Raw genomic sequence first — 23,127 nt, forward strand, 5'->3', positions numbered from 1 at the left:
AAAATGCTGCACCGAGAGTAGAATTTAATTAAGGCCATTCCCGGATTTGGAATTTGTGCTGTGAAGCCCTTACCTCGGCCGGCTAGAAATTGTGCTTGAAAATTGTTAACATTTCCTGCAACGAGAAAATGGTCATTGGTATCTGCCTTGGGAAAAATATCAAATACTGAGTGGGGATTATAACGCATAAAAGTAAGACTATCAACATATTATACATTTCCCTCTTCGTGTCCAAACGGCTCCATACGATAAAACACACAAGTAATAACGGAAAACAATACGTCATACTTCTTGTAATGTCGAAAACGCTGAATGCAACTATGATTTGCACTGACATTAGCAACGCAATAACCCAGGCAAGAAAATTTCGGGCTTTGACCAAAAAATAGATCGACAAGATGACTACTACCCAAAGCCCCTCGAAGGTTAAAAATATTCCAATCAGCCTGTTGTGCATCTGAAAGGGGATCAATGCAACGCTTACTCCGGCGGCTTCACCAGTCGGAGTAACGAGCCCCGAGTTCACCGAAATGAATAAACGTATAACAATATACGCAACTCCGGCTAATACGGTTGTCAGTGGATTGGCTTTGGGGGCATATTTTAGGAAGTCATCAATGCGGTTCGGAATTGTGAAGTCTGCCTGCTGCAATACGTGGAATAGAAAAACCCCCGGCAGAGCTACAACTGCGCGCTCATCTGTCCAACAGGCACATTGGAGCATGAAAAACACCCAAAAGGGCTTGCGAAGGTAAAGACCCGCCAGCAAAAAGAAGTATGCGTAACCGTCAAACCAGAAGTCATAGTCCCAGAAAAAAGCCTTACACAGATAGGTAAATGCACAAGCGAATGTAAAATATAAGCCTTGAGCCCGATCAGCAAATCGAAATGTAATTTTAGTTAGCATGTAAAGAAATGGATACAGCAACACAGATTGAATTACATAAAGCCAGACAATACCCTTTCCCGCATTTTCCGCCCCAATTCCGAGCAATTTTGCAAGCAGTGGAACCGTAAACCTGAAGGTCAGTTTTGCTCCGTGGCTACTTTCGTCAACAGATCTGGTTGGAGAAAATGGGGCGCTAATTTTTTGAAAATAATAATTATAGGTGTCATACGGTTTAGGATCATCCAGTATCTCAAGATACTTAGGAAATGTAGTAGCGAAGACAAGAACAAATAAAATAGAGACAATGGTATAATTCTGGAAGGAGCCAACACTCCCCCCTGCTGCTAATGCGCGGTTTTTCATTTCTAGAAGTTATTTTTTGCTCAGGTGTTTATTAGGGTAGCTATGGCAATTGAATGGTAGTAATAGTATCCGGGAGCATTTGACAACTCATAGCCCATTGCATGACAAGGACTATTTATAAATTGCTGCATGCGGATGAAACTTATTTCAGCGTTGCGATTATGCTGCTGCAATTTCGCTCTTGTTTCTAGGAAGTTTGATCAGAGTAATATCGAATTTATCAGCATAGCGTTTACCGGATCAAGAAAGTAGTAGCAAGTATTTTTGACGTACTACTGAAGAAAGTTTCTACCACAAGTCTCAATACAAAGGGTGTCTACGGTTTGCTGTATGATCTGTGTGACCTCCGGGTCAAACAGCGCACTGAATGATTTAACCTCGAAGGAATTTGTTAATTTACATCAAGAAATGGCCTCCCCCGGCAAACGAGAAAGCTGATAATTTGAGATTTTCGGCTCTTTTCGAGTTAATCCTTCACCGTCCTAATTCCAGGGAAGCCTACAATTTTGGGAAAGCTTACCCTATGCGACGAGCGCGCAAAAAAAGTTCATTGAAAAATTGTCCCAGATCTTGAATGCCCAACAGCCGAGTGGCTGAATGTCCTCCAATTTGATTTCCAATATAATAAGTCCCGCGCCGGTGCAAGTTTGAGTAACGTGGTCAAATCAGAAACAAGTAATAGCCCAACATCTCTTTTCGATATCAAAAACGCGTTACGAGCAATGAGCACCACCTCGTACGTGTATCTTCTCATGTTGAAATTTACACGATTGCTTTCAAGAAATATTTCACAAATTTGGCAACACCATCGTCATCTTTGTAAATTGAGGTAACAATAATGCTATAAATCCAATATTAGCGGAAGAACCATAAAATAAGACATGCGCCAACTGTTGGTTGATATACGGGATTTCGCTTACCATTCGCCAGGACTGCAACAGGATTATGTGGCCAAACTCAAACCGGCTTCCCGTCGGGCCGTGTCTCTTCCCTCTGGCCGGTAGAGGATGAATGGCCTAGCTGTGCACATAAACGTTACTGCTGCACGACCACCTTGAAAGCCTCTTTTCCAACCGACAAGATATAGATCCCGGACTGCAAAGAGCTTGTATTCATCGCGTCTTGCGGTAATATCGATCCTTCCATGACGGTAACACCCTGCGAGTTTTTGATGGCGAAGCCCTGGTTCCGATCGGCAGCATCGATGTTCAGGCGCTCTTTCGCAGGATTCGGATATACTCGAGTCGCCCGGGGGCTATTATGTATCGCAATGATTTTTGAATAATGATATGTCTGATCGTAATCGATCTGTTTCAGGCGATAGTAGGAAACTTTGCCAATGCCCGCGTCGGTGAATGAGTATTTTTTCTGCGTGTTGCTTTCGCCATAACCTTCAATAAAACCAATCTTTTCAAAGTTTCGCATGTCGGCGCTGCGTTCGATTTCGAAGCCTTTATTACCGGTCTCCCAGGTTGTTTGCCACATCAATTTATTGCCCTCAGGGGTCTGCATTCCCGTAAATGAAAGTAGTTCAACGGGTAATATAGTCTGGCACTCAATTGAATTTACGATCTGCTCGCGTGTATTGCAGCCCACAGCATTGCCTGCCAAAGTAACCAGGTTGGTTGGATTTGTAAGATAGATACAAATGCTTTTGGCGGCACAATCCGATAAGAGCGGAGAGCCTTCGATCCGCAGTCCTGTGATCGGAGTGTTCTCAATGGCTGATACATCTGTTAGCAGCGCGTTGTTCAGCAAACCAAGACTGATCCTGGACATTCCCGTGAGCCCCATCAGATTTTGAATCTTGGAATTGACGAACGTTACACCAAAATATGTCGAATCTAAACTTTCCAGGCCTTCGAGGCTGGTCAGGGTAGGACTGGCACACGAAAGGCGATCGACGAAAGCAAGGGAATTGAGCCCTTTGAAATTGGGGATATCGGCGGTTTCATAGACGTCCATCCAGCCAAGTGTCGCTTTAAGCGCACCCAACCCTTTAAAGCTGTCGAGCTTACCCCAGATATCCAGGTAATACATTCCGGTAACGTTGTCGAGGCCTGTAAAATCAGTCATTACCATCCCTTCCCCAATCGTAATGCCGCCTGCAAGTGTCGTTGCAGCTTCAAAACCGGCAAAATTTTTTAGATTGGGATTAGGGCCTACGAACTTGATATAGCCTGGCTGGGTGAGGGAAGTCATAGCAGTGAAATTGGTGATGCCAGTGCCTTCCAGGTGAAGGTTAGGGAGGCTCGCAACATTTCCCAGTCCAGACAAACTGGTAATGGCAGGGCAGTTGATGACATAGAGTTCCAACGATGTGACCGCCTCGAAACCGGCAAAATCGGTAAGGAGCGCATTATTGGTCAAACTCAGGGCGCCTACTCCGCTGAGATTAAACCCACCCATTGTCGTAAGGTTGGGGCAATCGTGCAGGTTTAAATATCCCTGAATGGAAGCGATGCCGCCAAGGCCATTTAGGTTCACAATTCCCGGTCCGGTTATTTCAAGTTGCCCCACTTGCGTGCATCCCGGGTAGGTCGTCGCAAACGCATCTACCTGTGCCTGGTTTTCAAGCAAAATCCCGTCTGTCCCACAGGTTTGGGCCAAGCTTCTGCCGTAGATGAACGATGCAAAAGCAATGGAAAGTAACACTTTTATCATAGTCATTTCGCATTTAACTACGTTCTGAGATGGATTAGGTTTTTATCTAGTCAAATATCACCCGATGCTCGCGGACGTGGCCGCGCTCGGTCACTTGCAGGACATATGCTCCCGGGCTGGATTTTTCAGCAAGTTTCAGTTCAACAAAGCCTGTTTCACGACGGCTTGTCTGAATAGGTACCTGTCGGCCATAGAGGTCGTATAATTGAATGACCGCGTTTGCCGGCTCATCCAGCCGCAGGTGAAAACTTCCTGCCGTGGAAGGGTTCGGATATACTGAATAGTCGCCGCTCAGGATTACAGCACGCCATGGATAAGTTGTCGTTTTGCCGTCGATATCCACCTGTTTCAACCGGTAGTAACTTGTTCCGTGAAAGGGTATTTCATCGACGTAATAATAGGTGTGGGTTGCCGCAAGTTGCTCATCAGGTGAAACGCGGGTTAATGGGCCGATATCTTTCAGGTCTTTGCTTTTCTCAATTTCAAAGTAGGCATTATCAACTTCATTGGCGGTAACCCATCTCAGTTCAACGGAATTATGATCTCGGGGTTGTGCTGAAAAGCTGATCAGCGAGACTGGAAGTGCAGGATCGACATCGAGCTTGACAACCCATATGTCGTACAACCCGTGATTGCCCGACACATCGCCGTCGTTGGAGGCGGCATTTCCCACTACAACTATACTTCCGTCGGGATTAACCGCTGCGCACCAGGCTTCTTCACCAGCTGTACCACCCATTATCTTCTGCCAAATGATATTACCTGGCAGACCTATTTTCAATACCCAGAAGTTAGACCATCCCCTGGAAACCCCGTCAGAACCCGTTTCCCACGTCTCACCAACTACGATCAGTCCACCGTCGATCATCGGGACGATGCGATAAGCATCGTCTGCCGCAAAGCCGCCATACCTTTTGTCCCAGAGTTTGTTTCCGTCTTCATCGTATCTAACCAGCCACAAATCCGCGCCATCGGGGTAGACACTGTTTGATTTATAACCTGCTATGACGACCCCGTTTTTTGTGCTCGCAACACTAAAGGCCCCTTGCGCCCAAAATTCCGGCTTTTCAAACCGTTCCCACAGCAATATTCCCACCAAATTTATTTTGATTGTCCATGAACCGGCGAACCAGGGGCTTGGATTCCCGGTAACATCACCGTCCGTTGAATAAGTCGTTCCGGTCATGACAACATTGCCATCCGGCGAAAAGGTCATACCTGCCGAAAGGTCCATGGAAGTACCCCCATAGCATTTTTGCATAATAAGCGCCCCAACTTCATCGATTATCAAAAACCAGAAATCAGCATCTCCGTGATTGCCCGACACGTCTCCGTCATTAGAACTAGTGGAGCCGGAAAGTACCAGATTGCCATCAGCGAGTGCCCATCCGGTTGTTACCCCATCGGAGCCACTGCCGCCATAGGTTTTTTGCCAGATGATAGCCCCAGAAGAATTGATCCTGAGAATCCACGCATCGGAGCTACCATGGTTTGCCGTTACATCACCATCATTGGACATTGTGGAGCCAAAAATATAGAAGCCGCCATCTGTGGTCTCCAGTGCGCCCGATGCAGATTCGTACCCCGTTCCCCCATAAGCTTTTTGCCAACCGACATTACCATTAGCATCCAGTTTCACGACCCAGAAATCGGAGAGCCCGTGCACACCCGTAACATCTCCGTTATTGGAATTGGCCCCGCCAACTACAAGGGATCCTCCGTCGAGGGTCCGGATAACGGCGCGTCCAGACTCATCGGCTGTGCCTCCAAGCGTTTTTTTCCACAACACATTCGGAGGCTGTGCATGTGCAAAAAGCGGTACGAGCAAAATGAATACGTAAAACAGTTTTACGAAGAATAAAAACAGGGTAGCGGCGCATGTAGATCCTGAATTGCCCATGGCGGACATCGTAGGTTTGTAGTTCATAAGCCGGTGGATTGAGCGGTTGGTTTGGAAAAGTCAATCGTGCTGAAAATCAATATGATATAAGTAATTCGCCACTGCGAACTACTAGTAAGTAACCAAATACTTATTCAATGGTACAATTTGGGCTTGTTTATGATCTGGATTATGAACGGGAACTGACTGAACAGGAGATTCAAGAAATTATGGATTCTCACCCAGGAACACTGTCGCCTACTCCTGACGAAGAAATAGAAATTGCATATCTAATGGAAACATTGATCCCGAATCGGTTGCGAGTTGATATAGATTTGTTTTTATGACGAAGAGCGAGAGATTTAACGATCGGATGCCGTGTGATAGCAATGGTCAGGCCATACCCCGAACAAATTCGAGTTGACAATTACGTAAGGCTTCAAATGCGGGGAAGCTTACATTGGGATATCTTCATGACTTCGTCAGCCACAGCAACACGATCATCGCGCCGATGCTATCGAGGGTAAAGCGGTTCCGCGACCAAGTTCATGTGACTACTTCTGGAAAATAGACATTTTGGAACATAAAGAGTTTGTGCTGATACGAAAGGTGGTAGTTGACTCATAAATTTGTATTCGTGGAATACAAACATCTGACCGCACTGCTCAATTTTGAGTTTATTATATAAAATTTCGTGGGTTTAAATACAGTTCACCAGATTTCTAGGGGGGGGACTAGATGGAAAATAAGAGTAGATACTTTTATTTGTGAAAACCGGCGTCTTATTCTTGACAAATCAAACGCGCTAATCCCCAAATAACTAGCAATGTGCTGTCCCTGTACAGTCTTAATAAGGCTTGGATTTTCCTTGCAAAATTGCCCATACCGTTCGACTGAGGTCAACATTTTCCAATTGTACATCCTGGTAGTGCTTAACCTTAAATTGCGATACGACAGCTTACAAGCCAATATCTGAAGTTCAGTATATTTGGATAAAAGCTCATGGTAATCGTTTTTTGAAATCTCCCAAAATTCTATCGGTGTACAACACTCTATATATTCCTTTGATGGTTCGTCAAAAAGAAAACTATCAATTGATAATACTAAATCGCCAGCTTGGGAGAATCGGCTTGTCCATTCCTTTCTATCCAGTCTATAAAAGTTCCGAGTTACGCCTTTCACCAAAAAAATAAGTGTTTGTTGTCGATCATTTGGAATCAAGATTTGAGCTTTCCGGGGCAATTTCCTTTTGACAAACCGTTTGGCTATCTCAGACAGGGCATCCTCACTGACGTCAAGGTGAGATTTTATCAAATGCACAATTGATTCCATGCGGTATTCAATAAGTCTGGTAGCTAAAAAGTAATCTTTGGTTACAAACTAGCCGATTTCTTGCGAATTCGCAATAGTTTAATAAAAAATGAAAGAATAATTTTACGCCTAATGTAAATAGAATGGCGTATTCATTGAGCAATTCTTTGTGCTACGCAGCGTAGAACACTTTTGAATATAATTTTAAAAGTGTGTCTATCAATTTTTTTAAAAAAAGCTCACCCAGGATTTTGCGGTCGGAGGGTGAGCTCAAAGCAGTTCAAACTATTTTTCACAATTTAAACCAAAGTAAAAGTATGAAGAAATTGTTGCTTTTGTTAGTCGGAGGTGTATTCTTCCTGTCCTGTGGTGACAAAGAAGGAAAAATTAGCCCGTCACCTGATGCAGAGCGAGTGGGCTCGATAAATGATGTTGAGGTTGTGAACGGGGTGCTCAAATTCTCCTCTAAAACTCATCTGAATAGCGTGGTGAAGGAAATTGCGAATCAAAAGGATATGAGTAACTGGTATGCCGGCTCTGGTTTCACATCATTGTTGAAACGGCAAAATGCCATAACCACAGCACAATATGATAAAATCGCTGAAACTGGTGAGTTTGGCGAGCTTTCCGACGTTGCAATATTCAGAGGGAGCGGCGAAAACAAGATCTTGGAGAAGATCGTAGATGATCCAAGGCTGGCAGCAATTTTGAATGCAAAAGGATACATAATAGTGTCAGATACAGCCTATCATATCGGAGCTGAAAGGGCAAGTGCAATAAAAATTGGTCAGGACTACGGTATTTTGAAGGAATTTTTGACTAATTATAACATGGCAGGGGTGAAATACAGCAAAGTTATAAATGAACAACTGGGAAATGCCAGGGTACAAGATTACCAAAATACCGATGGGAATCGCCGGATTATTGGGGAGTTTAAACGTCATCTAGCTCCTTTTTACAGCTCGCTCGTTGTCAAAGTAAGCTATAAAAAGAAAAATGTGATTGGATGGAGTGGTACTGCGGCAGATCATCTTAGTTTCACAACTTCAGGTACTTACGAAAAAAATGAGGCAGGCTTTATTTCAAGATCTCCTTTTTCTGGATCAAGAAGTGGCAACAATGTAGAAGAGATCAGTATGTTCGTTGTCGAAGTTTACGGACCGGCAGGGCTGTCCTGGCTCTCCGATTGCCGGGCTAACATGTACTGCCAGGTTACACCTTCAAAATTGTATAATGTGGATTTCTATCCAGAATGACCCTGGTTTTTTATAATCTGCATACGCATCCAACGAACTACGCAGATTTGAACTAAGATGGCCAAGCCGTGTAAATACTATATGTGTATACATGGTTTGGCTTTAAGCATATCTATCTGACTATGAACATTAGGCGCTTTCTTTTTTTCTCACTAACACTCTTAGTAGGCTGTAAAGAACAAGACTTGGAAATGAATGTCCCATATTCGGGCGACAAACTTGTTCTGTGGGGGAAACTTCAAGCGAATTCCTCATTTAAATTACAAGTCACGAAGACTTTTAATCCGGTTGGAAATATTCCGAATGATGTTACAGTGAATAATGCCACCGTCGTATTGTATAAAAACGGAAAAATATACCTGACACTTTCACATTCCGGCAAGGAGCCTGGGTTCTACACATCCGATAGCGTGATTCAGGCGGGTGCCAGCTACTTTGTCAAGGTGTCGGCACCTTCGTTACCTACGGCAGAATCGGCTGTTGTGACTGTCCCCGCCGAAATATCTGAGGTGACTGCAGTGCGGACACATGATGTTGTTCCTCAAATGAACCATCAAACTCCACAAGATTTGGTTACTCTATATCTTGCAAAAGAAGATGCGATGTCCGAAAAGTATCTTAGCATCAAGTTGATGAGTTACTACAAAAGTGATACGCTTTCCAGCTATCCCTATGCTTCGGCAGATAATATACCTGCGAATGAAGAAGATTGCCATACTTGGGGAACGGAACCGGAGAAGCCAAAATACAATGCGGTTATAAAAGCCTATCTTTTTCCACAAAGTCGCGTCTTCTTGATGTCCAGTCAATGCTTGCCAGTACCGGCGACACCACTGAAATTTTACGTGGAAACAGCAACTGGCTACAATTATACTGACCGGGCATTAAAAGTGACTGCGCGTATTGGCGTGGTTTCCAAAGAATACTTTGAATATGCGAAAATAGAAAACAAGCAACCGGAAGGTGTAGACCACTTGGTACTTCCTCCACAGCAGGCACTAACCAATGTTAAAAATGGCTACGGACTTATTTTTGCGTCCAGCGAAAAAACCATAGAGCTACTATGAGCCAGCCGTTTACATACATTTTCATTTTATTGTTTACTTCCATTGGGCAGGCTTTTGCGCAAAAAGTTACTGTAAGTGGAACGGTTCGCGATGCTACAAGCGGCGAATTGCTTATCGGAGCTTCTGTTAGCGATAGCATTGCGGGAACGGGAGTGCAAACTAATGCATATGGCTTCTTTAGCATTGAAGTTCCTTCTTCGGGCCATCATCTTAAAGTAAGCTATGTGGGTTATTCGCCAGCTCATATAACCAGCATTTCCAATCTTGGTTTTCCTTTGGAAATAAAGTTGTATCAGCAGAATAATCTCAATGAGATAAGCATCAGAGAAAATAAGCTTTTCAGTGCACCTATCGGGAGTTTGTCAATTCCTATTCACAGAATTAAGGCGTTGCCAGCATTACTTGGTGAAGTTGATGTCCTGAAAGCTTTAAGCTATACCCCTGGTGTTTCCACCGGTACAGAGGGAAGTGCAGGACTATACATTCGCGGTGGAACGCCGGATCAAAATTTGATTCTTCTGGACGAAGTACCTGTATATAATGTCATGCATTTAGGTGGGTTTTTCTCAGTATTTAACCCGACTTCTTTAAAATCCGTAGATCTGTACAAAGGTGCATTCCCAGCCAGGTACGGGGGCAGGCTTGCCTCTGTTATCGACCTTACGATGAAGGATGGGAACAATCAGAAATTCGGAGGAGAAGTCGGGATAGGACTGCTAAATCAAAAACTTACGTTGGAAGGACCTCTCATTAAAAATAAGGCATCCTTTATCATATCAGGTCGCGTTTCGACATTAGGGCTTACATCTCTATTCAGTTTACGTAAGAAGCACAGCTCTGGCACAGGGGAGAGGCGTGTGTATCGATTTTATGACCTAAATGCAAAGTTCAATTACCAGATCAATAAAACGGATCAAGTATATATTAGTCTTTACAATGGCTTTGATCGATTTAAATATACCGAGTGGAGCGCCAGCGGTAATGGTAAAGAAGCAGAAACAGCCATCGGGAATAATTGGGGAAACACGACGGCGACACTCCGGTACAGCAAAGTATTCTCTCAAAAACTTTTCGCAAGATTTGCTGTTCTCTATTCGAAGTACACCAGCGAATTCACGAATGATTTCCAAGACCAAAATATAAATGAACAACCTGTAAATTTTTATAGGTATACCAATGCTGGTGTAAGCGATTGGGGAGGCAAAATCCAGTTTGACTATTTTCCGGTGAATCGATTGGGCTTGAAGTTTGGTATCGACGGCACACGACATTCATTTAGCCCGTTTGTAACGAAAAGCAACTACAACGGATTGTTTGATAACTCCAAAGGAGGTGGGCTTCCTGCATATCAGTTGGATTTATATGTCGACGGAGATATCGCCATAACTTCGAGCATCCGGCTTAATCCCGGGTTACGTTACAGTATTTATAAAGTAAGCGACCGTACATTCTATAATTCGGAACCACGACTCGGATTAAGCTATTCCCTTTCAAACAACTGGAAACTAAAAGCGGGTTTCTCGGTGATGAATCAATACCTCCACCAACTGACCAACAATGGCTTCGGATTTGGTTATGATGCCTGGGTTCCTTCTACGGATAAGGTAGTGCCTTCAAGAGCTAGGCAATTGTCACTGGGATTGTATAAAATTTTTCCAAACTCAGGCTGGGAGCTATCACTTGAAGTATATGCTAAAAGGCAGACAAATCTGATTGACTATCCCGATGGCACCAATTTCACCGGCTTGCTGGCCGATTCCTGGGATTCAATAGTAATTAAAAATGGGACAGGTAGGGGAAAAGGATTTGAATTTATGGCCGCCAAAAGCATTGGTAAGTTTAAGGGGTCGCTTTCTTACACCTTGTCCAAATCTGAGAGAAGGTTTACAGGCATAAATGATAACAACTGGTTTCCAATGAAATATGACAGGCGGCACAACATTTCGCTTACGGCTGGCTATGCAATTGGAAATAAATGGACGCTCAATAGCGCATTTATTTATCAAACAGGACATTCTGTTACATTACCTGTGGCCGCCACATTGACGGAAAATAATTCGGACCCAAAGTTTATATACGACTATCGGAATAACGGAAGGATGCCTGCCTTCCATCGATTGGATATTGGTGCTGTCAAATCTTTAACCACTGCCCGAAAACGTAATGCTGAGTTGGGGATTGGGCTATACAATGTTTATAACAGAAAAAACCCCTTATATCTTGACCTTAAAGTTCAGCGCAGTAATAGTGATTTCAAGCCGACAGGAATTTCCATCAAGCAGGTTTCTTTTCTCCCAATACTGCCTTATATAAGCTACACATTGAAATTTTAGCTGCGTTTGTAGCAAATTGGAAGAAATTTGCTCTTCTTACCTTTCACTCAGACGATATTTCTATGAAGCAAATACGGAACATACTCATTATTTGGCTTGTTGTCCTTGCATCAATTAGCCATACACATGCACAGGAAAATTCAGCATTGAGCGAACCAACCAATAGTTCAGACAAAGCTTCTTCTGCTGTACTGAAAAAAGGACGCATCGTTGCAACGTTAAATGCCTCGGCGTCTGCGGCAAATGATATCCAGCAATTAACCAGGACTTGGTCACTCACGCCTCAGATCGGTTATCTTATAGCCGATCGTTTGGTAGTTGGATTACAATTTTCAATGGGGAAACGTTACCAGAAGACTAAATCCGGGGCACCAGTTACCTTCGTGTTTCCTGAATATCAACTATACTCGGCGCTCCCTGAAATCTATTCCCGCTATTACCTTCTCAGGTTCAGACTAAAGCCATTTGTGCAACTCTCCTCCGGCTATAATTTCCAATGGGGAAAGGAGTACATTGATGGTATGCACACGACCGTAAATTCTCAAAACTTTGCTTTATCCGGCGCGTTTGGGTTGAACTTACGACTGAGCCGGCGTATTGGCTTAGAGGCTCTTTTTAATACGCGCTTCGATAACAATTCTAAGCTCATCGATCCAAATGAACTCCTCAAATACAGACTAGGCGTATCCATATCTGTCAATTAATCCTTGGTTGTATAACTTGACGTTTTGTTAAGCAGAGAATGCTGTCATCTCCCAGAAAGGCTATCCTAAAATCTTAAAAAATTTAAAAATACGCAGCCAGGTTTAAAAGTCTTTGGTAGCCATGAAAGGGCGATACTCCTACAATCTTTCTGCATTGAATAATAGCCGCCGAAGTGACTTTGTAGGCTTTCCCGAATTACGCTTGAAGAGCAAGTGGCTCTGACGTAGCTTGACCAATCCTCACGAACTCCGCATGACTTGTAGAACCGATGTTCAGAGCTTACCGGGAAGGTAAAGGTATTTTTTAATACAATTCACAGCATGTTCCAGCAGTCTAAGCCAATTGATGCGGACGTCGAGTTGCTGTCGAAGAAAGGGGATTGAACCTACATATGCCGTGCGTATTTTGCGCACTCACATTTAAAACCGGCATCCCTAAAGTCATCGCCCTGCCTTACGATGAATGAACAAGCGTATGTGCTACTGATGCACATTTTTGAGGTTATCTGTGTTATTATAAGTTGAAAAAAGGCACACCGGGCAAAATAGTGGTACGCCGATTTATCCGATGAAGCATTTTTGGGCAAGCTCCCCATTATTCACTTCTGAGACTTTTTACTGGATTCATCATTGCCGCGCGGATTGTCTGGAAACTGATTGTCGCAAGTGCAACAAACGCTGCTAACAGCGCTGCTGCCACAAAAATCCAGAAATGGATGCTCGTTTTATACGCAAAACCGTCCAGCCAGCGGTTCATTACAAACCAGGCCACCGGAGCGGCGATAGCAAATGCTATGCCAACGAGTAGCAGGAAATCCCAGGACAACAACGCAACAATGTTAACGGCTGAAGCGCCCATTACCTTTCTGACGCCAATTTCCTTTGTACGCTGAACAGTTGAGTAGGAGGCCAGTCCGAGCAATCCCAGACAGGAAATGAAGATCGCCAGTGTCGCGAAATTCACAAAAAGTGCTTCAAAGCGCTCGTCGGTCCGATATTGACGGTCATAAAACTCATCGAGGAAATAATAGCTAAATGGTTGATCAGGGTGTATCGTTTTCCACCTATTTTCGATAGCGGAAAGTGTTTGCTTCACATTCTTGCCCTCTATCTGTACGGAAAGGAGTTTCCCGTTCCAGAAGTCGAGCGTGCGGAATGTCAGCGGCTTGATGGTTTCCTGCAATGACCTAAAATGGAAATCCTTCACGACACCAATAATGGTACCCTGCCGGCCCCACTGATCAAATCTCTTTCCGACAGCTTCACCCGGGGAGGCATAACCCAGTACTCTCGCTGCCGCTTCATTAATGATCAGCGATTGGATACTGTCAGTGCCGAACAGCTTTGAAAAGCCGCGCCCGGCTACCACTTGCAACCCATATTGGGGTATGAAATCGTAATCTACGCGATACACGTCCATATTCCCTGCCTGCATTTCGCCGCTTTTATTTTCTATTTTTGAAAAAGCCTGCGGATTCCAGCCCCCTGGTACTGCCGATGAAGCTGTTGCCGATTTTACCCCTGCTAAACTTGCAATGGATTCTTCAAAAGCATCACGCTCCCGGTCGGTGCCTCCTTGAATGACCAGCGTTTGATCTTTTGAAAAGCCCAGGTCGTAGCCTCGCATAAAGTCAAGCTGAGTGTATACCACAATTGTAGCGATAATCATTGTGATAGAGATAGTAAATTGAACGGTCACCAGCCCTTTGCGTAACATTATGCCCTTCAGGCTCGTAGTAAATCGACCTTTCAAAACCCGTACTGGTTCAAAAGACGACAATACAAATGCTGGGTAAATGCCCGACAGCAAACCGATCAACAAGGCTGCTGCGAGTAATGTTGCTACAAAGGGCAGCTCATAGATTATCCCGGCACTTACCACCTTGCCAGCAAGCTCATTGAAAATGGGAATTAACGCAGCCGATAGGATGATCGAAATGAAGAACGCCAGCAAACACAACAGCGTTGACTCCGCTAGAAATTGACGTGCCAATGTACTTTTCCCTGCGCCAACCGCTTTCCGCACACCTACCTCGCGCGCCCTTTCCACTGAACGTGCAGTGGTGAGATTTACAAAATTGATGCACGCTATGAGCATGATAAAAAGTGCGACCGCAGCGAAAACGTAGACATTGTTCACATTCCCGGACTCATCTGCCGGCCGGGTAGAATGCAGGTAAACGTTACGTAGCGGTTCGAGCAGCATGTGGATTTGCATTTGCTGCTCGGCCATCATCTTTCCTGCGTGATTTTGCAAAAATGCTGGAAATTTCTTTTCCAATGCGACCGGATCCGCGCCTGGTTTAAGCAGTACATAGGCGATGGCACCGAAGCTGCCCCATTCGCGCTCGATATTTTTGTCCTGATGCGCCGTGTAGGTGCTCATTGAGACAAAGATGTCTCCTCTGATCTGTGAATTGGCCGGAGGATCTTGCATGATGCCAGTCACCTGAGCGGGTTCACCTTTGTCACCGAGCAGCAGCGTCTGACCCATTGGGTCAGTACTGCCGAAATATTTCCGTGCGGCAGTTTCTGTAAGAACAATGCGGAACGGCGCGGTCAAAGCGGTTCTGGGATCTCCTTTTAACAGTCTGAAATCGAAAACCTGAAAGAGTGTTGAGTCTGCCAGTAATGCGTCTTCTTCTTTAAATTTAAGGTCGCCTGTACGGAAAAGCATTTCGTCTTTTTGGACCCGCGCATAAGTTTCGATTTCGGGGAATTCGTTTTTCATATTCGATGCCATCGCCCAAGGGCTGATACTATACCGGAGTGTTTCGGAACTAGTCTGGACATCCGTTGAAACGCGGTAAATGCGGTCGGCCTTTGTATTGAATGCGTCGTAGGTCAATTCAAAATGAACATACAATGCGATCAGAAAGCAGGCTGTCATACCTGCTGAAAGTCCCATGATATTGATGAGGGAAAACATCTTGTGCTTCGCAAGATTACGGAAGGCAATTTTTAAATAATTACGGATCATGGCTATCTGATAAAATGCTGTTTTTGGATACTTCTCGGGTTGTTTTTTCAACGCAAAAGGACGCATCAGGCTGAATACGTCGAGCACATAACGTCTACACGCTTCATGCAATCCGTATGCATGCAAACGTTGTGCAAATAGTTCATGAAGATCGCCTTCAAGTTCGTTGAGCAGGTGTGGCGCGCAGTACCAACGTAGTAGCTTTGTGGCCCATTTGGGCGGTTGAATTTGATCTTTCATCGTCAGGCAGGTTTGGGAATGGCAATCCACATGCGGTTTCGAATTTCGCGGATATGGTCCAAAGCTTGCGTTCCAGCCATCGTAACGGTAAAAAATCGCTTACTGCGTCCGCCACGTTCCGCAGTTGCCCCACCGAGTCTGGACGTAAGCAAACCTTTCTCTTCCAATCGGGCCAGGGCAGCATGTACTGCACCCAAATTCACCGATCTCTGCATTTGGTGCTCAATCTCATTGGTAATAGCTGCGCCATAAGCCTGGCCGGCCAATATCGCCACTGCCAACAGCACCAATTCTTCAAATTCTCCCAGGTAGGTACCTCGCATACATTTTAATTATTTCTGTATTTGTATAACAAATGGTGTGCCATGTTAAAAGGGTGTATTTATGGCCCGGAAACGAGGGTTTTTGTAAATCCGCTTGTTCGAAACTGAACACTCGGCACAAGAATCGGACAAGCGGGCATCTTCTTTAGCCGTCTTTGCTGATTTCAAAACCAAAACGGACAAATAATTTTTATTGCTGCCGAAGCTATCGCAATTGCATGCCTGGATTGTTCGGGCTGACGACTTTTTCAGCGGAGCAGCGCAGAAAGAAGATCGGTATCCGGAAAGTGCTCGGCGCGACCGCCATAAATATTGTCACAATGCTCTCCAAATACTTTTTGGAACTGGTAGTGATATCCGTTTTACTTGCATCCGCTTGCCTATCTGGCAATCAAAAGCTGGCTGGAAGATTTCGCCTACCATATTCCGATCAGTTGTTGGGTATTTGTGCTGGCGGGAGCGGCTGGATTGTGCGTTGCAATTGTTCCGATCAGTTTTCAGGGTTTCAAGGCGGCGGTAGCAAATCCTGTTAAATCGCTTAAAGCTAATTAATAGTGGGTTAACTCGATCGTATGTTAGTGGACTACACTGATAGATGCCATGCAAGGGTGCCTAAAAAGGGCACCAGTCAAATAGATTGAAGGCTGGGGCGGCAAGCAGACGTTTTCTATTATTCTTCTCGGCAGTTAAGCACCAGCAAGGCTTCAACATGAATCTACCAAGTATTTTGCTAGCTAATAATGCCGGAATGGGTGTGGTCGGGTTCCAAAACGGTAATTCGCCTGGACCATGGAGCAAATGTTTCCCAAAAGCAACAGGAATTCCCGCAGATTGGAAGAATGTCCGGACAGGTATGATCTGGCTTGACATGTATCAATTCGCGTATCAGAACTGGAAGGCGGGTAATGTAGACGATTCCTGGTTCAATACCTTGAAAAAGAACTGGAACTGGAAGCCTGACCTGGCCAGCTTGTCATCAGCACCGATTCAGTCAAGTGTCTTTGTCGCCACTGGCGAAGTGTCGGGGGAGAGCAAAATAGTTATTGATACCGACAACGACGGCGACGTCTCAGATGAGAAACAATTTACTCCGCCGCCATACGATTTTGTGCACCTTGATAGTTTGAGTCGTTTATACAAGCAGACCGTTAAATATCAATTATTTCGTGCGGGCCGTGTTGTCGATTGTGAGATTCCCCTATTCGTTGCTTCTGACAAAGGAATGTTGCTTTATAACTTTCCAATCTATGCAAAAGGTAAGATCAATAGTTACGATATCCAGATAAGGTTCTTTGGATTTATGGAGGCCTCCTTCCAGCGCCCGCAGGTTGCCCTGAGCGATGGAAATACCTCTGACCGTGGAAAGTCAGACTCCCGGGAAATTATTAGCGAAAGACAACTACTGACTGCCGGAGACAGCACGTACAAGGTGGAGGGCTTTGATTTTCCGACAAAGTCGCTGATCATCAAACGTGTTGCATCGACTGATTCAATTAAATCACCTCAGGTAAACTTCCCAGCGGAGCATTTCCGTGGGCAGGACATTATTAGCAAAAAGGCGGTATCATTAGCCGACCTGAAAGGGAAATGGGTGTTATTGGATTTTTGGGGTTCCTGGTGCGCACCTTGCATTCAGGAAATGCCTATGTTGAAACAGTTGTATCAAAAAGTAGACAAGAATAAAATTGAATTTATCGGTATAGCCGGTCGCGACAAACCAGACCAACTGGTAAAAACCATTAAACGACTGGCGCTGCCCTGGCCGCAAATATTGTCGGACGACAAGAACACGATTGTAGAGAAATACCAAATTGAGAGCTATCCTACAACACTTCTGATCAATCCCGAAGGCGTGATTGTTGCAAAAGATATTAGAGGGGAAACATTGGAAGCTGCTTTATTACAATTTGTAAAATAGATATTGGCAAGGCCAGGAGGCATACCTTTCCCTCTGGCTCCAAAGCAGGATTGTTGACAAACATCCGCTTGCTCCGACGAAAGAAGCTCTCGAGGCGAGCCAACAGGCGCATTACCGCATTTGTTGGTGCAAGCGGGTTTCCGTCGACCATATTTTATCAAATGACCGGTGCCATTCTAGCTTGCATGCCGAAACAGAAAATTATTATTCATGGAAATTAAAATGAGGCATTATTTTATGCAAACAGAGGGTCAACTCTTGAGACAGCTTGCAGATTTCAACTATTATTGACCTCCCCCCGGCGAACGAGACGGTTGAAAGTAGAGTGCTTCAAGGTCTGATGCGACGCATAATAGATCATCGTCTCCGCATTAAATTCCAAAAAGTTGGGAACCTAGTCAACATTGCCAAACTATTGAGCTATATATCTGAGAACGGTGGGAGAGTTCATTCATGCGTAGAGCCATCGATCAACAGGACACAGTGTCGGGCAATTTTAAGTATATATGGTTAGGCCTGATTACGAGTTAAGGCTATCGCCTGAGGGGAAAGGTCCAGTTGACGGGCATTAAGAAGAATTGATTAAAGGTAGGATATTTGAATCCGGCAGGCTTGTAGGTAGTCCGCACGCCCGCCGCGAGAGTTAATCTGCTTTTAGTTACCTTAAATGGGTTTTCAATGCAGTCTGGACATTGGGAGAAGATAACGGATTTTCTCAATACCGCAGGCATTTACGCGCCCTGCGATCGGTCGTTCTTCTGCCGGCGAAACGGAACAGTGCGTCCACGCCGTACCAAACCGATATTTCAAATGAACCGGTGTCCGGGCCGAGTGATGATACGGGCAGGTCGTAGCTGGCCTGAAAAAGGATATTGCCATAAGCCCATCCGGCGGTACCGATCACTGCGTCGCGACGGGAGCTTCCCCAGACCAGCCCGCGGTACCATGCACCTATTACCAAAGGGGAGAATATCAGGTTGAAGCCGACTTCCAATTGCCGAGAGCTTCCCTGTTTTCTCACCTGCATTCCCAGGTTCAGCGCGCTTTCGCGGCTAAGGTCACTACCCAGGTTGTTGCCAAACAGGGCCGGAATGCCAATTGGTATTTTGGAGCCGAGCTGAACATTGATCCGCTGGTGGTCGATGCTAACGGGGCTGTTGACGCCAATATTGTGCCAAGAGCCGCTGATCCAGTAAGATGCGTAGTCTTCGTGCCGGGGCAGGTATTCAAGAATGCCACCGACCGATAAGGTGAGCCGATTTTGCTGGATGGCGCTTCCAGAAAGCGGATCGGGGCTTCCCAGGAAATCGGAGACGAAGGTGAGGTCGGCGCCGTTCCATCGGTTCATCGCAAACGCGGCCTGGCCGCCGCCGATGAGCCGGAGTTCTTGTTGCCCGTCCAGGTACACCATTTTTGAAAACTGGGCCGAAACCTGATCGCTTTTCAGTACGCTCCCGCGCTGGTCGTGAAGCGCCTGGACACCCAGGCCGATTTGGTGATCTTCGGCATAGGTATCGAACGAGAACGCGGCAGTCTGGAATGCGGTACCCACGGTGGCCCATTGATTACGGTAATTGGCGATCAGGCGAGGCGTTCCGGCATCTCCGGCAAGTGCTGGATTGGAGTAAATGGGGTTTGCGTAAAACTGGGAAAATTGCGGCGACTGCGCCTGAACAGAACCCAGCATGCAGCATATCACACCGGAAAAAAGTAGAATTTTCTTCATAAAGTGTTAGCGAGTCAGGTAAAGGTTACCCCGTAGTTTTTCGGATTTCTTTTGATCAATGTAGCGCACTTCGGTTTCGTACACGTACATATCGGCGGGCATTTCCTTACCGCCGAAAGTGCCGTCCCACGATTCGCCGGGTTTCTGGCTTCCCGGTTGGGCGTTTTTCATTTCAAAAACAATTTCTCCCCATCGGTTTCGGATCCGCAAAAGACTGATCTCACTAATACCGGCGCCAAACAGCGTATAGCGGTCACCGATGCCGTCGCCGTTGGGGGTAAATGCCTGTGGGATGTCTACCTGGCACTTCTGCACGACAAATGCCGCAGCACGTTCGGTTGAGTCCATGCAAACCCCGCCTTTTACCGTAACCAGTTTAACATCGTATATGCCTGGCTCAAAAGGGAGGGCCGGCTCCCGTGACTCGGCGGTACGCCCGTCGCTGAAATACCACAAATAGCGGTCGGCCTGCTCGGAACGGTTGACCATGACGACCGGACCGGGGGCGCAGAACAACGAGTCACCGGAGAAACCGAAATCTGCCCTGGCGGGCGATACGACAGTAACTGCAGCTTTTTTGGCTACCACTTTACACGCCTGGGTATTGCGGAAGACGCTCAAAGTTACTTGGTAGGTCCCCGCACCGGGATAGCGGTGCTCGGGTGAATGGCTAAGCGAATCGAGCGGACTGCCGTCGCCGAAATCCCATACAAATCCATACTCGGGGGGCGACTGGTTGGCAAATTTCACTGCGGAATTGTCGCAGGCCAGCGCGGGGCTTTCAAAAGTCCCGGCAGGCGCTTCGGTCGTTCTGATCGTTAATTGAGTAGAGTCGGAACCGCAGTCCGTATATGCGATGAGCGTTACTTTGTACTCGCTCTTGCTTTTGGAAAACGTGTGTGTGGGATTAGCAATGGTGGCGATGGTGCCGTCGCCGAAGCGCCATAGCCAGCGAACAGGTTTTGGGACCGAAGCATCTTTGAACTGCACGATTTCGCCAGGGCATACCTCCGACTTGGAAATCGTATATAAAGCTTTTACCGTGGAGGGATACACACGGATCGCTACCGAATCATCGTCCGGTCCGCATTCGCCGGCAACTTTTAGCCTGACAGTGTACGTAGTAGCGCTGTCTTTGGTTGAAAATAAATGGGAAACGGTTGCGTCGGCGGATGGCAGCGTGGTACCGTCGCCAAATGACCATACAGAGGTTTTTTTGTCGTGACCCGTAGACCGGTTGGAAAACAGTAGCGAAGCAGGGGTGCACCGGAGCATGGTCGAGTCGACGCCGATCTCCGCCCGCGTGCCGGGCCGTACCGTTATTTCTTTTGTTTCGGATTGCCCTCCGCAGGCATTGTCGGATGCTACGCTGATCTGGTAGACGGAGTCTTTTCTGCTTGTATTTTCAAATATTCTGGAGGGCAGCTGGAACCCGGTGAAAACAGTCCGGCCATTTACTTTCCAAACATATTCAATGCCGGGCTCTGCCTTACCATTGATATTGAACGACACATTCAGCGGGGCACACCCGGCTGTTGCGCTCGGCGTAAAGCTGATTTTAGCGGGCGGGCTGGTAATGGTCACTTCCCGCGAGATTGTGTCGGCGCAAGAACCGGCACGCGCGATCAGTGTGATCGTCTGCTTGCCGACAGGGAGTTGTAGCTCCGGAATAGCCTCGCTGGCGATGACCCTGTTGTTGACCATCCATACATAAGCTTCTGCCCGCAACGAGGTGTTGACCGGCTTAGACGCCTGTCCTGTGCAACCGTCCTGAATGGAAAAGTCCGCTTTGGGGCTACCGACAGACACCTTCGCTTGCGCTTCCGCCTTGCAGCCGGTCTTGCTCGCAACGCTATACCGGATGTCGAATTCGTCCCCGGATAACCCTGCGGTAAACAAGGTATCTCCTTTAATACAGCCCGGGCAGGAAGGCATTGTCCATTGACCGCCCACCGGCGTGCCGGAAAGCTTGATCCAGGCCGTACCTTCGCAAATGGATTTGTTATCTGCCGTCGCCTCAATGCCTTCAACAAACACCTTCACAGACGTGGTCATCACGCATTTGCCCGTACCGCGTGTGTAAGTGACGGTGAAATTGCCGGGCGTTTTGGGCATGAAGTAGCTCTGCCCGTTAGCGGTTTCAATGGAACCTCCGCTCCACTCCCCACCCGGCAGGGTGGCGGTGAGCAAAATGCGCCCGGAGCTTGTACAAACCAGTGTGTCTTTGGGAATAGATACGATTTTTACCGGTTGCGCCGGTGCAACGCTGAAAGTATCGCTTGCTATTTGCGTACCACAGGCGTTCTGGACTTTGGCGACGACAATGTAAGGCGCGGATGCAAATTTCACGGGAATCTCCTGTGAGGGAGAGAATGCGGTCCCGTTGATCGTATAAACCGCGCCAGGAATGGGATTGCCCACCTTATATGTGATTTCTTCGCAGACGTCCGGCTGCGGCGTAATGGAAGGAGCCATAGTGCTGATTACCTTGTATTTCCTGGTAATCTTTCTGCTGCCGCAGCTGTTGTTTACCGTCAACGTGACAGTGTACTCCTTTGCCTCTTCCAGTTTGATCTTTACGGCCGAGCCACTGGGTTTGGTATTGCCCTGATAAGTGAATTTTCCGCCTTCGATGTACCAGTCGTAGCCGGACTCGTCCTGCGAAATGCTGCCGTCGAGGTCGATGACACCGCCGCCGGACAAGCATACCACCGTGTCTTTTTCAATGACCGACACGCCCGACACTTTAAAATCCGCAACAGGCGGTTTGGCGAGCCTGAACTCCGTTTCTGCGGTGCTGGAACCGCAAACTTTGGAGGTGGCTGTCAGTTTCACTTTGTATGTTTTCGCAGGGTCTGTAAAAGAAAGTGAAGGGTAGGTGTCGGTGCTGGTCCTGCCGTCGCTGAATTCCCAGAGAAAGTCGACATTGTACGTGGGGCAGCTCTGGTTCCTGATCGTCACGGTAGCGCCGGCGCAAGCTGCGTCGATCACCGGCCGGGCTTCCGGCCTTTTCTTGAAAATCAGTAAATACCCCTTATTGTCATTCCCGCAGCTCACTGCGCGAATATTGAAGTTGTATTCGATTTCGGCATCACTGCAATTCTTGGCAAACTGCCTGAGGTCGTAAATGTGCGTGGCTTTCTTTTCGGCGGTGAGCGTGACGCGCTCCGTTTTGCCGTCGCCCCATCTGATTTCGTATTCTTTAGAGTCACAAAAACCAGGTTTCAGGTTAAGACAAAGTTCGTAAGTCGAATCGCTGGGTGTCACACAGAGCTCGCCGGTACCGGTACAAAACTGGAAATCGACGGGTATTTGCGCATGCGCAGAGAGTGACAGGCACAGAAAGAGGAAAACGAGTAGACGGTATTTCAATGCAATTTCAGTTTGATAACACAGAGAGGACAGAGGGTAGGGATCATAAATCCGAACGTTAAAGTTAGCATGCAGAAAGAAATAAGTCACCAACTTTTTACT

The 23,127-nt window shown here is 46.4% G+C and carries 14 protein-coding genes; 7 read left to right on the top strand and 7 right to left on the bottom strand.

The window, feature by feature from the left end:
• Positions 1-82: 82 nt before the first annotated feature.
• The 3 genes from BMW93_RS03930 to BMW93_RS03940 all read right to left on the bottom strand — a co-directional run bounded on the left by BMW93_RS03930 (position 83) and on the right by BMW93_RS03940 (position 5,843).
• On the bottom strand, positions 83-1,252 hold the full coding sequence (locus BMW93_RS03930; RefSeq protein ID WP_090373914.1) for a hypothetical protein: 1,170 nt from the start codon (positions 1,250-1,252) through the stop codon (positions 83-85).
• Positions 1,253-2,287: 1,035 nt separating this feature from the next.
• Complete coding sequence (locus BMW93_RS03935; RefSeq protein ID WP_177193990.1) at positions 2,288-3,916, bottom strand: T9SS type A sorting domain-containing protein; 1,629 nt, start codon at positions 3,914-3,916, stop codon at positions 2,288-2,290.
• A gap of 46 nt (positions 3,917-3,962) precedes the next feature.
• Positions 3,963-5,843: a T9SS type A sorting domain-containing protein gene (locus tag BMW93_RS03940; RefSeq protein ID WP_090373916.1), complete on the bottom strand. Its 1,881-nt coding sequence runs from the start codon at positions 5,841-5,843 to the stop codon at positions 3,963-3,965.
• A gap of 110 nt (positions 5,844-5,953) precedes the next feature.
• Between BMW93_RS03940 and BMW93_RS03945 the strand changes: the two genes are divergently transcribed.
• The 5 genes from BMW93_RS03945 to BMW93_RS03970 all read left to right on the top strand — a co-directional run bounded on the left by BMW93_RS03945 (position 5,954) and on the right by BMW93_RS03970 (position 12,466).
• Positions 5,954-6,142, top strand: coding sequence for a hypothetical protein (locus BMW93_RS03945; RefSeq protein ID WP_090373917.1), 189 nt, complete (start codon positions 5,954-5,956; stop codon positions 6,140-6,142).
• A gap of 1,281 nt (positions 6,143-7,423) precedes the next feature.
• Positions 7,424-8,362: a hypothetical protein gene (locus tag BMW93_RS03955; RefSeq protein WP_143061580.1), complete on the top strand. Its 939-nt coding sequence runs from the start codon at positions 7,424-7,426 to the stop codon at positions 8,360-8,362.
• A gap of 122 nt (positions 8,363-8,484) precedes the next feature.
• Positions 8,485-9,429 carry a DUF4249 domain-containing protein gene (locus tag BMW93_RS03960; RefSeq protein ID WP_143061581.1) on the top strand — a complete coding sequence of 315 codons (945 nt, stop codon included), beginning with the start codon at positions 8,485-8,487 and terminating at the stop codon, positions 9,427-9,429.
• Positions 9,426-11,762: a TonB-dependent receptor gene (locus BMW93_RS03965; RefSeq protein WP_090373921.1), complete on the top strand. Its 2,337-nt coding sequence runs from the start codon at positions 9,426-9,428 to the stop codon at positions 11,760-11,762. Before BMW93_RS03960 ends, BMW93_RS03965 begins: the two co-directional genes overlap by 4 nt.
• Before the next feature lie 62 nt (positions 11,763-11,824).
• Complete coding sequence (locus BMW93_RS03970; protein WP_090373922.1) at positions 11,825-12,466, top strand: hypothetical protein; 642 nt, start codon at positions 11,825-11,827, stop codon at positions 12,464-12,466.
• Positions 12,467-13,061: 595 nt separating this feature from the next.
• Here the strand turns inward: BMW93_RS03970 and BMW93_RS03975 are convergent.
• Both BMW93_RS03975 and BMW93_RS03980 read right to left on the bottom strand, forming a co-directional pair.
• On the bottom strand, positions 13,062-15,686 hold the full coding sequence (locus tag BMW93_RS03975) for an ABC transporter permease (RefSeq protein WP_218147652.1): 2,625 nt from the start codon (positions 15,684-15,686) through the stop codon (positions 13,062-13,064).
• 2 nt (positions 15,687-15,688) lie between these two features.
• Complete coding sequence (locus tag BMW93_RS03980; RefSeq protein ID WP_090373923.1) at positions 15,689-16,009, bottom strand: PadR family transcriptional regulator; 321 nt, start codon at positions 16,007-16,009, stop codon at positions 15,689-15,691.
• A gap of 218 nt (positions 16,010-16,227) precedes the next feature.
• On the opposite strand from BMW93_RS03980, the gene BMW93_RS36205 reads away from it, so the two are divergent.
• Positions 16,228-16,542 carry an ABC transporter permease gene (locus BMW93_RS36205; protein WP_409013057.1) on the top strand — a complete coding sequence of 105 codons (315 nt, stop codon included), beginning with the start codon at positions 16,228-16,230 and terminating at the stop codon, positions 16,540-16,542.
• Between the two features lie 176 nt (positions 16,543-16,718).
• Positions 16,719-17,927 carry a TlpA disulfide reductase family protein gene (locus BMW93_RS03990; protein WP_143061582.1) on the top strand — a complete coding sequence of 403 codons (1,209 nt, stop codon included), beginning with the start codon at positions 16,719-16,721 and terminating at the stop codon, positions 17,925-17,927.
• A gap of 715 nt (positions 17,928-18,642) precedes the next feature.
• Here BMW93_RS03990 and BMW93_RS03995 read toward each other — a convergent pair.
• The gene (locus BMW93_RS03995; protein WP_090373926.1) at positions 18,643-19,653 is read right to left on the bottom strand and encodes a PorP/SprF family type IX secretion system membrane protein; all 1,011 of its coding nucleotides are present in this window, start codon (positions 19,651-19,653) and stop codon (positions 18,643-18,645) included.
• Positions 19,654-19,659: 6 nt separating this feature from the next.
• Positions 19,660-23,025 carry a PKD domain-containing protein gene (locus BMW93_RS04000; protein ID WP_090373927.1) on the bottom strand — a complete coding sequence of 1,122 codons (3,366 nt, stop codon included), beginning with the start codon at positions 23,023-23,025 and terminating at the stop codon, positions 19,660-19,662.
• Positions 23,026-23,127: the final 102 nt, after the last annotated feature.

Origin of the sequence: Dyadobacter sp. SG02 (genome assembly GCF_900109045.1) — a bacterium.
Classification (GTDB): Bacteria; Bacteroidota; Bacteroidia; order Cytophagales; family Spirosomataceae; genus Dyadobacter.